This is a genomic window from Vallitalea sediminicola (assembly GCF_054408565.1).
Genome location: NZ_BTPT01000263.1, coordinates 1 through 207, shown reverse-complemented (window position 1 = coordinate 207; position 207 = coordinate 1). Strand labels below are relative to the sequence as shown.

Sequence of the window (207 nt, the reverse complement as noted above, 5' to 3'; positions counted from 1 at the left end):
AGCAATTATGGACGGTTCCTCGTATAAAGCCACAGGATTAAATGATCCAGTTTTAGTAGCTGCAAAAGGGATTGATGTAGCTGCCGAAGTTCTTATTGATGGTACTGATCCTAAATCATATGAAAAAATCGTTTATACTGATGCTGCATGTATAACTATTGAAAATGCTGAAGAATACTATGATGCAGATGCAACTTTTTAGTATAG

At 35.3% G+C, this 207-nt stretch carries 1 pseudogene; it reads left to right on the top strand.

Annotation, left to right across the window (positions count from 1 at the left end):
- A pseudogene (locus ACX6CF_RS26670) lies at positions 1-202 on the top strand (hypothetical protein); the annotation flags it as partial.
- Between the last annotated feature and the right edge of the window lie 5 nt (positions 203-207).